At 40.9% G+C, this 14,165-nt stretch carries 8 protein-coding genes; all 8 read left to right on the top strand.

Features of this window, described 5'->3' with window-relative positions; translation table 11 throughout:
• Window positions 1–30: 30 nt before the first annotated feature.
• The 8 genes from MLE17_RS13910 (at window position 31) to MLE17_RS13875 (ending at window position 14,142) form a co-directional block, all read left to right on the top strand.
• Entirely contained in the window at window positions 31–1,521 is a 1,491-nt protein-coding gene (locus MLE17_RS13910; RefSeq protein WP_243349318.1) for a glycoside hydrolase family 30 protein, read from the top strand.
• Between the two features lie 22 nt (window positions 1,522–1,543).
• Window positions 1,544–2,845 carry a DUF5125 domain-containing protein gene (locus MLE17_RS13905; protein WP_243349317.1) on the top strand — a complete coding sequence of 434 codons (1,302 nt, stop codon included), beginning with the start codon at window positions 1,544–1,546 and terminating at the stop codon, window positions 2,843–2,845.
• A gap of 202 nt (window positions 2,846–3,047) precedes the next feature.
• Complete coding sequence (locus MLE17_RS13900) at window positions 3,048–4,157, top strand: T9SS type A sorting domain-containing protein (RefSeq protein WP_243349316.1); 1,110 nt, start codon at window positions 3,048–3,050, stop codon at window positions 4,155–4,157.
• A 49-nt stretch (window positions 4,158–4,206) separates the two neighbouring features.
• Window positions 4,207–7,236, top strand: a complete 3,030-nt coding sequence (locus MLE17_RS13895) for a GDSL-type esterase/lipase family protein (protein WP_243349315.1) — start codon at window positions 4,207–4,209, stop codon at window positions 7,234–7,236.
• 105 nt (window positions 7,237–7,341) lie between these two features.
• Window positions 7,342–9,021 (top strand): glycoside hydrolase family 30 beta sandwich domain-containing protein, encoded by a 1,680-nt coding sequence (locus tag MLE17_RS13890; RefSeq protein ID WP_243349314.1) that lies wholly within the window; start codon window positions 7,342–7,344, stop codon window positions 9,019–9,021.
• A 46-nt stretch (window positions 9,022–9,067) separates the two neighbouring features.
• Window positions 9,068–10,525 carry a glycoside hydrolase family 30 protein gene (locus MLE17_RS13885; protein WP_243349313.1) on the top strand — a complete coding sequence of 486 codons (1,458 nt, stop codon included), beginning with the start codon at window positions 9,068–9,070 and terminating at the stop codon, window positions 10,523–10,525.
• Between the two features lie 384 nt (window positions 10,526–10,909).
• Window positions 10,910–13,180 carry a glycoside hydrolase family 3 N-terminal domain-containing protein gene (locus tag MLE17_RS13880; protein ID WP_243349312.1) on the top strand — a complete coding sequence of 757 codons (2,271 nt, stop codon included), beginning with the start codon at window positions 10,910–10,912 and terminating at the stop codon, window positions 13,178–13,180.
• A 140-nt stretch (window positions 13,181–13,320) separates the two neighbouring features.
• The gene (locus MLE17_RS13875) at window positions 13,321–14,142 is read left to right on the top strand and encodes an MBL fold metallo-hydrolase (RefSeq protein WP_243349311.1); all 822 of its coding nucleotides are present in this window, start codon (window positions 13,321–13,323) and stop codon (window positions 14,140–14,142) included.
• Window positions 14,143–14,165: the final 23 nt, after the last annotated feature.

Here is a 14,165-nt window from a genome sequence, read left to right as displayed (position 1 = left end):
GTGCATATACATTTACCAAAACTAGTGAAGATGAGAGTTTTATATCTGACAATCTTTTTTGCCATAAGCGTGAGCCTGTTTTCTTGTGCAAAAGAGATTACTACTAACAACAATAATAATGATGACAATAACCCACCTGTAACTTCGGAGGTAGGTGTATATGTCACAAATGCTGCACGCTCGTTGCTATTGAAACAGATGCCGGTAAACTTTAATACCAAGCCCAATATGTCTCCGAATACCATTGTGGTAAATCCGGAGGTCAAATATCAGCAAATGGATGGATTTGGAGCCGCAATAACTGGTTCCTCATGTTACAATCTGCTGAAAATGACTGCTGCTAACCGGGCTAAGTTATTGAAGGAGACGTTTGATACGATTTCGGGAAACGGGTATAGTTTTATCCGCATATCATTAGGCTGTTCGGATTTTTCGATGGATGAGTACACATGTTGTGATACAAAAGGAATCGAAAACTTTGCGTTACATGCTTATGATAAACGGGATTTACTTCCTGTGCTGAAAGAGATTCTGGCCATAAATCCTAAAATCAAAATACTGGCATCTCCCTGGACTTGTCCACGATGGATGAAGGTGAATAACCTGACCGACAAACAGCTTTATAACAGCTGGACCGGTGGACATCTTAATCCGGACTACTATCAGGATTATGCTACCTATTTTGTGAAGTTTATTCAGGCCATGAAAACTGAAGGCATAGATATTTATGCCGTAACGGTACAGAACGAACCTCTCAACGCCGGCAACTCGGCTTCAATGCTGATGTACTGGACCGAACAGCGTGATTTTATAAAGACGGCACTTGGACCGGCTTTTAAAAAGAATAATATTCAGACTAAAATTATCGCTTTCGACCATAACTATAATTACGACAACATTGCTAGTGAGCAAAGTTATCCGGTGAACATTTACAACGATTCTGAGGCTGCTCAGTATATTGATGGGGCTGCATACCATGCCTATGGTGGAGACAAAGCGGAATTGCTCAATGTCCACAATGCACGTCCCGATAAGAATCTCTATTTCACAGAGATGTCTATCGGACTCTGGGGCTCCGGATACAAATTTGCCGATGACCTGATCTGGAATATGCGGGAAGTATGTCTCGGAACCATCAATAACTGGAGTAAAGCGGTTATGGTCTGGAATTTTATGCTGGATGACAATCACGCACCTTATCGTCCGGGAGGATGTAATATGTGTCTGGGAGCCATTGATATAAATTCATCAGACTATGTTACCATGACTAAAAACAGCCATTTCTACACCATATCACATCTGGCAAAGGTGATTACTCCGGGTGCATATCGTATTGGTTCGTCGGGGTATAACCCTTCTGGATTGACTTATTCGGCTTTCCTGAATCCGGATGGTTCTTATGCTCTGGTGTTGTTGAATGAGAATACGAATCCTCTGAACATTACCATATCCCAGGGAGTCAATTCATTCACCTATTCTGTTCCGGCAATGAGTGTCGTATCATACAAGTGGAAAAAATAATTCAACCTTAAACATAATGGTTATGAGAAAATATTTATTGATGCAGTTAACTGCCATTCTTTTGTTGGCATTTTCTGCATGTAGCGAAAAAGAGCAAAGTATTGGTAATCCTGTTATAGACAATCCGACTGTTGCTACTGCTGCAAATTTTGGTGACAGTGTCACTTTTTCAGCCAATGTGAGTGATAATATTCCATTGTCCACATTGAAAGCTCAACTGTATTATGGTGATGAAAAAGTTTCGGAAACGGTTATACGTACGAAAACAAATGGCATATATTCCGGGAAAATATTTGTTCCTTATTATGCCAACGTTCCTAATGCTACTGCAACCGTTAAGCTGGTTCTGCAAAATATCAACTTTACGATTACGAATAAAGAGTTTGACCTTCCGGTTACACGACCTGACTATGACTTCCTGACCCTTGTCATGGAAGATAAGACAGAGGTGAAGATGTTGAGAACCGCTCAGTACCAATACAAAGCAACAGCTGTCTTGCCTCAGAAATTCAAGGCATATATAAAAACGCCGGTTCTGAACGCTCAGGGAAACAGCCTGACTTTCGGATGGGAAAACAGCCAGATTGCGATCGGATCTACCAGTCTGATTCCTTTTTCAAATGCAACAGCCGGAACCTACGATGTAACTTTTAATACATTGACCTGTGTAGCGTCTCCATTTATTAAACTGATGTTTAACGGAACGGAAATGACTATGGTGGATGATAACAATTACAAGGTGGAGATGAATCTGACCAAAGGTCAGGTCATTGAGGTTTCCGGATTTCCGGATTATGCTAACTGGTGGATTGATCCGGATTATTTCACCAAAGGTTCGGATGGAAAACTGACCTTCTTACCTGAAAGCGGCAAGTACCGTGTTACGGCCAACTTCGCTTATAAATTCTTCATCATTGAGCGGATGAATGGCACTGCTTTATCTCAGCTTAACACTGATGGCAATGCTGTCTATCTTATTGGTTGGGGAGTGGGTAAGCCAAGTGCATCAGCCCGGAATATCAACTGGGATCCGTCAAAAGGATTGTGCATGGCCAAAGTAGGAACCAATAAGTTTCAGGTAACCATCAAGCCCTGTGAAATGGATGGAGCCGACTTTAAATTCTTCTACCAGAAAGGATGGGGTGGCGAATTTGTAACATCAAATTACACATCATATCCGTCTGATCTTATGACTATAAATGCAACATCAGGTAATTTCAAACCGATCAAAGCAAATTTCCCGGATCCGACAAGAGATTATGTAATTACGCTTGACCTCTCCGGGGGCAATACCGCTGCTGTTTTGACTATGGTAGCAAAATAATCTTTCCCTGAAGGGCATCTTCCCGGTTCGTTTCTTCTGTTGAGGAGATGCCCTTTTTTTATCTGTTTAAATTGAGTGATTTACCCGTTTATGGATAAACGGGTCAGGGAACTGTTGTCTCTGATGAAAGCTCCTTTGCATAAATAATTAATTGTTATTGAATGAATTAACTATACGTCTTTGCAACTTAAATTTATGTATTATGAAAACAATTACTAAGAGTGTATTGGCTTTGTTTTTATTCGTGTTTTTTCAATCTGTTCATAGTCAGACAACATTTCCGGTAACAATCAAAGTTATTGACCAGACAATGGGAGCCAAAACCAACAAAACGAACGACCAAAATGAGGTGAATCTATTTGCCTGGTTGTCATCAGGACTGGCTCCATCAACCTGGACTAACTGGTGGTATCCTTTATATAGCGGAGAGGCCGGAATTACAGGTTCTCAACTCGTTAAAAACACATCAGACTGGACCTGGCAGGCTACATTAAATGCTGCTCCAGGCACCTATCAGTGGAATCCCTATATGAAGACATTGGGCTGGCAACCAATGAATAAACGTATTCTCTACTACGGTGCTACAGATAACTTATCGTTTACCATCTCTGCTATCGGAGAAATAACCGGTACAACACAGATCGTGATCACTGCTGATAAATTTCCGGTAACTCTTAAACTGATAGATAAAAGCAAAGGTCAAAAGACCAATGATGCTGTCAATAATAATGAAACCAATCTCTATTTTCAGGGAGGTACTGTAACCAATGCCTCTACCACCCTGTATGCCGAGAGTATTCAGCCCACCGGAGACTGGTGGTACGCACTTTATCCGGGAGTAGCCCGATGTACAGGTGCCAATCCGATTGAGAAAAATGATACAGCCTGGATCTGGTCTGCAACTATTAATGCAGCCAGTGGATGTTATGCCTGGAATCCGGGTGCTAAATCTTCTGGTTGGAAAGACATTAACTCTTCCATTTATGTGTACAATACCACTTCGTCAAATATCCAGTTTAATGTCGGATTGGATGGTACAATTTCTGGCCAGACTTCTTTGATTATTCCGGGAAATACGCCTATGGTTGTAAATGCTGAAGATAATAATAGAGTGAGCGTTTATCCGACAAAGGTGAGTGAATCTCTATCTGTGGATGGAGCAAAAGAGCTGGTTGAGGTATATAGTGCAACCGGTTTGAAAATAGCAACCCTTTCAGCAGCCGAACACCTGGATATCAATACCTCGGCGTGGAGCAGTGGGCTTTATCTGGTGGTGGTTGATCATAAAAGTATAACTAAGATTTTCAAATAACGAGAGCTGCTTACAAGTGCCTGCTTGAAAAATTAAAAACAAAAGGACAATGAGAAAGATATTTTATTTTCTGATTTGTATGATGTTAGGTTTTGTGCAACTAAATGCTCAGACCTTGCAGCAAAAGTTTTACGTGGATTTTGGACCGAATGATGTTACCAACGGGAATATAACCACCAGTCCGGATGTAAATGGAAACTACTGGAATAACCTGACTGACAATACTGTTGCCGGAAATATCGCTATCGTTAATTCAACGAATGCAGCGACAGGATTTCGTTTGTTGGTGACTAAAGCCATGTCAAAAAACGGGATTCTATCCGGTGGACTTACTGCACCCGGTACTACATTATTGGGTGAATATGCCATAGCGACAGCTACTCAGGATTATTTCTTTACTACAAATGCTTCAACGCCGGGAGCATTTAAACTCACAGGATTAAATCCATCCAAAGCATATAAGTTCTATATTTTTGGTAGCCGGAATACAACTGAGCCCCGGATCGCAAAATACACACTTACCGGAATAAATTCAGCCATTGGTAATCTTCAGACTTCAGGAACTAATCTGGGTGGTACCGGCTATAACGGAAACAACAGTACTGTATATGCTTCTGATCTGATTTACCCGAATGCAAGTGGCGAGATTACGCTGGATCTGGCAGTTTCATCCGGAACCTATGCTCATATTAACCTGATGAAAGTTGAAGAATATACTGCAGGTCAGATTGATGCTACCTCCATTACTATCTCTGGAAATAATATTTCTTCAACCGGGGCAACTTCGCAAATGTCGGCTCAAATTACACCGTCCAATGCGACTGTAAAGACTGTTTCCTGGAAAGTGGATGATGAAACCGTTGCTTACATTGATGCGAATGGGCTCCTTTATCCCAAAAAGAATGGCGCTGTAACAGTAACTGCAACACTGACTCAAACCAGTTCTACCATTACTGTAACAAAGCAAATTACCATCTCAAATCAGCTTGCAGCGCTCTATTTTTCCGGATCAAACACAGAAAACGGAGATAATATAGGGAGTGCCATTCCGATGAAAATGGTTACCGGATTTAATGGTATTGTAACTCCTGTATTTGAGATTTATACCTCATTGAAGTCAGACGGGACTTTTAATTTTTATACTTCACAGGATCAGTCTGCTACGGTATTTGGAGCAGGAGCAACGTCGGGTACTATTCAGGCCGGAGGTGCAGGAATTGATCCTGCGGAGTCTGGGCCTGTATTGATTACGGTAAATCTAAGCACCAATACTTACACGATTTTGCCAATTACCAAATGGAGTGTTGTCGGTAGCACAATCGTTAGCGGATGGGGAGGTGATGTTCCACTGACTTATCAGGGTAACGGGGTTTGGTCAGGTCTTGTAGATATGACCGTTACAACAACTGAAACACCCCGGTTTGTATTACGGGCAAATGGTAATTGGTCATATGTGTTGAAAAGGGTTCAGGGTACTTCCCATACTGTCAGGATGGAGTCACAGGCCAGCGCCAATGGCTATACGGTGGAAGATATTCCCCTTGGGTACGGATTGGTAAATGTAACAGTTGACCTGAGAAACTATACCTATTCGGTTGCATGTCCGTCAATAGATAATTACCGTATTGCCTGGATGGGCTCATCTGTTGCTAATGGACAGGGGGCTACCAATATGCAGGGATATCGCTATCTGTATACGCAGGAGCTGGCTCAACGATTTGCTGACAACAAGGGATATAACTGGAGTGTAGGAAATATTTCCGTAAATGGAAATAGTACGTTGAATCTCTTAAGCCGATGGGAGTCAGATCTAACTCCTCAGTGTAGTAAATATGTAGTCTATGCTCTTTCTCTTGGTAATGAAGGTATCCATGAAGCTACTGATAAACAGGCGATTTTCAATCAGTTCAAAACCAACATGCAAACTCTGATTGATATGGCCCGTGCAAGTGGCAAATATCCATTGGTAACGAATAACTACACCCGTGCTGATTTTGACTTGACTGATTATTCGTACATCCGTCAGATGAATATGCTGATTCACGAATGGGATGTCCCCAGTGTAAACATGCTTGGAGCAATTGACGATGGCACCGGAAAATGGCCGGTTGGATATCAGTCTGATGTCTATCACCCGAATGATGCCGGACATGCAGAGTTTTCTTATGCAATCGTACCCTCTCTTTTTGACGCGATTCAGAATGGAAAATCATTGCCGCAGAAAGTATCCGGAACTTATTTGACTTTGGGGAAATCAGTGTCAACAGATAGACTGACTTTTATTCCTGAAAATCTGATTCACCCGTTTACGATATCATTTGACGTGAGAACTACCGGTACAGGTATTATTTCTTCGTTTGACCAGGCTGGACAAACCGGTTCGCTTACGATTACAGATGCTGGTGTCCTGCAATATTCATCCCCTAACGGTGGGATTATTACCGGAACTACCGTTGTAAATGACGGACAATGGCACAAGGTTACCTTAACTCATTTTTATGCCAGAGGTGAAACTCTTTTATATTCAGATGCTATGGAATCCGGTCGTTTAAGTGAAAAACTTCTTGCTGATAAATTCAGCCTGAATGATGTCAATGCACCGGCGGTAATTGATTACAGAGAGCTATTTTTCTACAGATCGGGGATGAATAGTGATGAGTTAACAGGACTCAATAGCGGAAAAATGTTGAAATCGAGTCTGGAGATTTATGCACCACTTGACGGTCAGGCCGTATTAGGTACAAATGCTCTTGTAAATCAGGCTCAAAGTACAAACACAGTACAACGTGTACAACAGGTTACAACCGGAGTCTCAGAAAATACGACAACAGGAAGAATCAGAATTTCACCTAATCCGGCTCAGAATGAGGTGACGATAGATGGATTGACTTCTGATAGACCCTATGATTATTCAGTTTATAAGTTGGATGGGCAAATAGTCTTGAACGGCCAATTGTCCGATAAAAAGGAAATCAACATAACCTCACTATCACCGATGCAATATGTTTTGGTTATAAAGGGTGTCGGTAATAGTATTTCTCAGGGATTTAAATTCACAAAAGCAGATACAATCAAGTGAATTTGAGTTTGCATTAAGAGTAGCTGATACACCTTAACCTGAAATTAGTAAGTTTCGGATTGTTAAGGTGTATCTTTAATAAAACCAGTAATAAGAATCTGAAACGTGAAACACAGCTCAAGCAAACCTCTGTCAATCAGGATAGAAATATGGATTATTAATACTTTTATCGGGGTGTTTTTTGCCTCTGGAGCAATGTCGCAAACGGTAACACCGTGGTTGACAACCGGAAGTAAGACTCTCCTTCTTCAGAAACAGTCATCTGTAGTATTCGGAACTACTTCTACATCTACAAATTCCATAACTATTGATCCGTCGATAGCCTATCAGACAATGGATGGCCTGGGCTTTACTCTTACCGAAGGGAGTGCCGAAGTGATCAGTTCTTTGTCTGAATCTCTGCAAATCCAGCTCCTGAATGAGTTGTTTAATAAAACGACCGGAATAGGTATTTCTGCCATTCGTATCAGTATTGGTGCATCAGACCTAAGCTCTTCCGACTATAGCTACAATGAATCATCAGGAGATGTAAATATGATGAATTTTAGTCTGGTTGGAGCTGATCAAACTTATTTGATTCCCATAATAAAGAAGATACTGGCGATAAATCCTGATATGAAAATATTGGCAACGCCCTGGACCGCTCTGCGTTGGATGAAGTCCAACACATCATGGATAGGAGGTACTCTAAATAACAGTTATTATTCTTCTTATGCACGCTATTTTGTTAAATATCTCGATGCCATGAGCGCTCAGGGGATAAAGATTTGGGCAATTACTCCGCAAAATGAGCCATTGAACCAAAGTAATGATCCCAGCATGGGAATGAGTTCTACGGAACAAAAGAATTTTATCAATAATAATCTTGGACCGGCCTTACTGGCTGCTGGTTATTCAAACGTGAAAATAATTGCTTATGATCATAATTGTGACAATACAACCTATCCGATTGATGTTTGCAATAATAGCAGCTATGTGGATGGTGCGGTATTTCATCTTTATGCCGGAAATATTTCGGCATTGACAACAGTGAAGAATGCGACCAATAAAAACGTTTATTTTACGGAACAATATTCAGCTTCTACTGGTTCTTTCTCAGGAGATTTGGGATGGCATATTAAAAATGTGGTTATCGGGGGGGCGAATAACTGGGCTAAAGCTATCTTTGAATGGAATCTGGCGAATAATTCATCTTATGGGCCGCATACGTCCGGTGGTTGCACTACGTGTATGGGAGCTGTAACAATTAATGGAAGTACAATTGTCCGAAATGTTGCATATTATATCATAGGGCAGGCTTCTAAGTTTGTCCAATCGGGAGCAGCCAGGATAAATACCACTTCCAGCAATAGTAATGTTTCTGTGACTGCATTTAAAAACAGCGATGGAACTATTGCTGTCATAACCTTTAATAGTGCTTCATCAGACCAGAATGTGAAATTAACCTGTAATGGAAAATCGTTTATTTACACAATACCAACGAATTCTGTTGCTTCATTTACCTGGAGTACTGTATCAACAGATGTATCCGAATCAGTAAAAGATAATGTTAAGTTGATTCCTAATCCGGCAGGAGAAAGTGTATCAATAACGCATCCTGATTTATTGGGTGAAACTGCATCTGTCCAGTTATATAACCTCTCGGGGACTCTTGTGTTTAAACAGTCACTAAGTGCTGATAATCAAATAGAACATTTGAATATATCCAGCCTGCCCAAAGGTATTTATCTGGCAAAACTATCCGGAGATGCAGTGTCGTTAAGTGAGCGTTTGATAAAAAAATAATATCTTGAATCTATCATTATTATATAATACTCTAAAAATGAAGAATATGAAGTTTGCAATTTCTGCTATTTCCCTGACCGCAATTTTAAGCCTTGGTCAATCCGCTCAGGCGGGAGGAAAGACCAATAATCTATTCCAACCTCATTCTGCAAAGGTTATTACCACTGCTCAAAATACCGATTACCGTTTTACACCAACTCAGATAACAGAATTTCAATCGGTTCCCCAACCGTTGGAAACAGAAGTCTGTGTGTTTGTTGATCCGTCAAAAACTTTCCAGACTATGGTTGGAATAGGAGGTGCCTTGACAGATGCTTCAGCGGAAACATTTGCCAAATTACCAAAACTGAAGCAACAGGAGTTACTTGATGCTTATTACAGCAAAACCAAAGGAATAGGTTATACCTTAGGTCGTACAAACATCAACAGTTGTGATTTTTCAAGTGATAACTATACTTATGTAAAAGTGAACGATAAAGAGCTGAACAGTTTTTCGGTTGAACACGATAAGAAGTATAAAATTCCTCTTATCAAACAAGCTGTAACCGCAGCCGGTGGGTCTTTGACGCTGTTTGTAAGTCCATGGAGTCCTCCAGCCTGGATGAAGGATAATAACAATATGTTACAAGGAGGAAAACTGCTAGCCAATTACCGTCAGGCCTGGGCAAATTACTATGTGAAATTCATCAATGAGTACAGAAAAGAAGGCATTCCTATCTGGGGATTAACTGTGCAAAATGAGCCAATGGCCAAACAGAAATGGGAATCCTGTGTGTTTACTGCAGAGGAAGAACGGGATTTTATACGTCGATATCTTGGCCCAACGTTACAAAAGGCAGGTATGTCTGATAAAAAAATGATCGCGTGGGATCACAATCGGGATCAGGTATATCAGCGGGCAAGTACCATTCTTAGTGATCCGGAAGCGGCCAAATATGTGTGGGGGATTGGGTACCATTGGTATGAAACATGGACCGGAAGTGATATGCTTTTTGAGAACCTGAAACGTGTGCACGAAGCTTTCCCTGATAAAAAACTTTTTTTCACGGAAGGTTGTATCGAACGCTTTCAGTATGATCGGATCAAAGACTGGACATTAGGGGAGAAATATGGTTATTCAATGATCAATGACTTTAATTGTGGAACAGTTGCCTGGACTGACTGGAATATTCTTTTAGACGAAAATGGCGGCCCTAATCACGTAGGAAATTATTGTTTTGCTCCGATTATAGCAGATACACGAAAAGGAGAACTGCTTTATACTAATATCTATTATTATATCGGCCATTTTTCGAAATATATCAGACCGGGAGCGAAAAGAGTAGCGGTATCTTCAAATCGGGATAAGCTGTTGGCAACAGGATTTGTAAATACAGACGGGACATTCGCAGTTGTGGTGATGAATCGTAGTTCTGAAAAAATAGCCTATAAATTGTGGATTAAAGGTCGTGCTGTACAGATTGAAGCGCACCCACATTCAATCAGCACAGTGTTGGTTAATTAAAGAGATAAGATAAATAAGCCGGATAGATATTGCAGGGTACTGAAAAACACATAAGAGTCACTGAAAAATGGTCTGGAGTCACTCCGAAATGCGAATGCGGCACTGAAAAATGCGTCGGAGGCACTGAAAAATGCGAGAGAGTCACTCCGAAATGCAAGAGCGGCACAGAAAAACGAGAAAACGGCACTGAAAAATGCGAGAGAGAGTGACTCCCGACCGTTTTTCAGTACCGCTTAGATATTGTCCGGATTTCCTTTAGGATGTATTATATAACTCTTTATATGAAACGAGCATGAACAAGAGTTCATCAAAGTGTATGACATAATATGCGATACCGATAGCTTCGGTACCATATGTGGCCAAAACAAAAATAAATAATGACATATGAAATCTACAGTCAATCAGTTGATGTGTTCTTACTATAAAGCAAACTCTAAAAAAGGGCTGTATACGGCAGTCGGATTGAGTTTGCTTTTATTTTTCAATAATCTTTCGGCTCAAAATCATACGGTCGCACAACGGGTAGATTCACTGATGAAGTTGATGACACTTGATGAAAAGATAGGACAACTCAACCAATATTCCAGTTCTTGGGCTACCGGACCTGTATCGCCAGAGGGAAACAAACTTCAGGAAATACGTGAGGGAAAAGTCGGTTCATTACTTAATGTGAAGGGAGTTGACAAAACCCGGGCAATGCAGGAAATAGCACTGCAATCCCGATTGAGAATCCCGTTACTTTTCGGCCTGGATGTAATTCATGGTTACAAAACTATATTTCCGATCCCTTTGGCTGAAGCTGCCAGTTGGGACATGAATGCAATTGAAACATCTGCACGTATTGCTGCTGTTGAAACTGCTGCTTCAGGTATTCACTGGACATTTGCTCCAATGGTCGACATTGCACGTGATGCCCGTTGGGGGCGTGTGATGGAGGGTGCAGGAGAAGATACTTATCTGGGGTGTGCTATTGCCCGGACACGGGTGAAAGGATTTCAGGGAAAAGGCCTGGGTGCGACTGATGCCGTAATGGCATGCGTTAAGCATTTTGCTGCTTATGGTGCTGCAATTGGTGGAAGAGACTATAACTCTGTGGATATGAGCGACTGCTCTCTATGGGAAGTTTATCTTCCTCCGTTTAAAGCAGCATTGGACGCTGGAGCTGCTACTTTTATGAATAGTTTCAATGATCTGAATGGTATTCCGGCTACAGGTAATTCCTATTTGCAACGGGATATTCTTAAAGGTAAATGGGGATTCCAGGGCTTTGTGGTAAGTGATTGGGGTTCGATTGGCGAAATGATTCAACATGGTTATGTCAAAGACCAGTATGAAGCTGCCCAGGCTGCTATTTCTGCAGGCAGCGATATGGACATGGAAAGTCGTTGTTACAATCGGAATCTAAAACAATTGGTAAGGGATGGGAAAGTATCAGTCTCACTGATAAATGATGCGGCAAGACGCATTCTTACTAAAAAATTTGAATTGGGACTATTTGATGATCCGTTTCGCTTCAGTATTTCCGAACGGGAGATTCAGACAATAGCAGATACAGAACATAGGATACAAGCACGCGATGTTGCGCGGAAAAGTATAGTCTTACTTAAAAATGAAAATGGGCTATTACCTTTGGCGCCCTCAAAAAAGATTGCTCTTATTGGACCTTTAGCCAAATCCAAAGTAGATATGTTGGGTTTCTGGAATGTAGAATGGCCGGATAACAGCGATGTGATTTCTCCCTTCGAAGGATTAGAGGCTCGTGTAGGGAAAGGAAATTTACTGTATGCAAAGGGTTGTGATATCACTGATACTTCAAAGGTCGGTTTTTCAGAAGCTGTGAATGTTGCCAGAAAAGCTGATGTGGTAATATTGACAGTCGGAGAGAAACGTGACATGAGTGGTGAAGCCAAAAGTCGGTCTAATATTCATCTTCCAGGGATTCAGGAAGAGTTGATAAAAGCTATATATACAACGGGTAAGCCTGTAATTGTGTTGGTAAATGCAGGTCGTCCGTTGATATTTAACTGGACGGCGGAGCATGTTTCATCTATAGTTTATACCTGGTGGTTGGGCTCTGAAGCAGGAAATGCTATGGCTGATGTCTTGTTTGGAGACTATAATCCTTCAGGGAAATTGCCAATGACATTTCCTGCCAGTGAAGGTCAGATTCCCATTTATTATAATTACCTGAATACTGGTCGGCCAGCATCCGATGATGGATCATTTGCCAACTATCAATCCGGGTATATTGATTTGGCTAAATCTCCCCGTTATCCATTCGGATTTGGATTGAGTTACACCTCATTCCTCTATGATGGGCTTAAACTTAGTTCTGAACACATGAAGTCGAATGAAAAGATTGAGGTCTCTTTTTCTCTGACAAATACCGGAAAATATGCAGGTGATGAGGTGGTTCAGCTTTATTTCAGGGATCAGGTTGCCTCTGTTGTCAGACCAGTGAAAGAACTCAAGGATTTCCAAAAGATTCATTTGGATTCAGGTGAGCACAAAACTGTCCATTTTACGATCGATAAAGAGAAGCTTTCTTTCTATAACCGCAAACTCGAGTGGGTGGCTGAACCCGGACAGTTTGATTTGATGATTGGTGCATCTTCAGCAGATATACGACTAAAAAGCACTTTTGTGCTTGAATAATAAAGATCAGTATTAGTCTTGTATAAACTGGTTTGTGTGTGACTGAATTGCTCCTGCGTGATGCCGGGGCAATTCTTCTCCATCAGTGATGTCACGAATTGTTTTGACAATTAGAAATCATAACAAAAAACAAATGTCATATGAAACTTCATATCATAATCATTTTTGTGTTTACCTGCATTCGGTTAAACACTGGATTAAATGCACAGGTATTCAGTAATGCTGATTTAAAGATAACAAAACTTGAAGACAAACTTTGGGTGGTAGAGACAACGGATAAAACGACTATGTATATTATCGAAGGGAGTAAAAAGGCAATGCTCATCGATACCGGAACAAACTGTGAAAAACTGGATGAGGTGGTCCATCGGATAACCCAAAAGCCTCTTTATGTAGTGATAACACATATGCATCTTGATCATGCCGGGAATATTACACCTTTTAAAGATATCTATTTTCATCCGGCAGATACACTCTTAATGAAACGGCTTAAACCATTTTATGGGAAAGTTCATTATGTAAATGATGGAGATCTCTTTGACCTAGGAGATAAAACAATTGAGGTAAAACATATGCCCGGTCATACGCCGGGGGCGATAGTCCTGATTGACCGGTCTGCCGGAAATTGTTTTACCGGCGATGCATTTGGCTCGGGATTGGTGTGGTTACAATTGTGGCCATTTTCACCGATCAAAACTTATATCCGATCCTGTGATAAAATGGAAAAGTTGATGAGCAATGGCATAAACAATATTTATTGCGGGCATTATCCATATTTGAAAAAAGCGTTGTCTATTGACTATATCCGGAACATGAAAAAATTGGCAGAAGCTATTGATAATGGCTCAGCTCCATCTCCTCATCCCTATGAAATACATTATCTTGATATTAGTGGGCCTAACCCAACTATAACTTCACTAAATGGGGTTAGTATTGTATATGAACCATCGAAGATCAAATAGGCATAAAAAAACAGGAGGTATAT

Origin of the sequence: Parabacteroides sp. FAFU027 (assembly GCF_022808675.1) — a bacterium.
Lineage (GTDB): Bacteria > Bacteroidota > Bacteroidia > Bacteroidales > UBA7332 > CAXXIC01.
The sequence above is the reverse complement of the archived record's forward strand: the minus strand, read 5'-3'. Positions and strand labels throughout refer to the sequence as shown.

What these genes read in the sequence shown, in the direction of transcription:
- MLE17_RS13910 (WP_243349318.1), top strand. Translation starts at nt 31, where the DNA reads ATGAGAGTTTTATATCTGACAATCTTTTTTGCCATAAGCGTGAGCCTG.
- MLE17_RS13905 (WP_243349317.1), top strand. Translation starts at nt 1,544, where the DNA reads ATGAGAAAATATTTATTGATGCAGTTAACTGCCATTCTTTTGTTGGCA.
- MLE17_RS13900 (WP_243349316.1), top strand. Translation starts at nt 3,048, where the DNA reads ATGAAAACAATTACTAAGAGTGTATTGGCTTTGTTTTTATTCGTGTTT.
- MLE17_RS13895 (WP_243349315.1), top strand. Translation starts at nt 4,207, where the DNA reads ATGAGAAAGATATTTTATTTTCTGATTTGTATGATGTTAGGTTTTGTG.
- MLE17_RS13885 (WP_243349313.1), top strand. Translation starts at nt 9,068, where the DNA reads ATGAAGTTTGCAATTTCTGCTATTTCCCTGACCGCAATTTTAAGCCTT.
- MLE17_RS13880 (WP_243349312.1), top strand. Translation starts at nt 10,910, where the DNA reads ATGAAATCTACAGTCAATCAGTTGATGTGTTCTTACTATAAAGCAAAC.
- MLE17_RS13875 (WP_243349311.1), top strand. Translation starts at nt 13,321, where the DNA reads ATGAAACTTCATATCATAATCATTTTTGTGTTTACCTGCATTCGGTTA.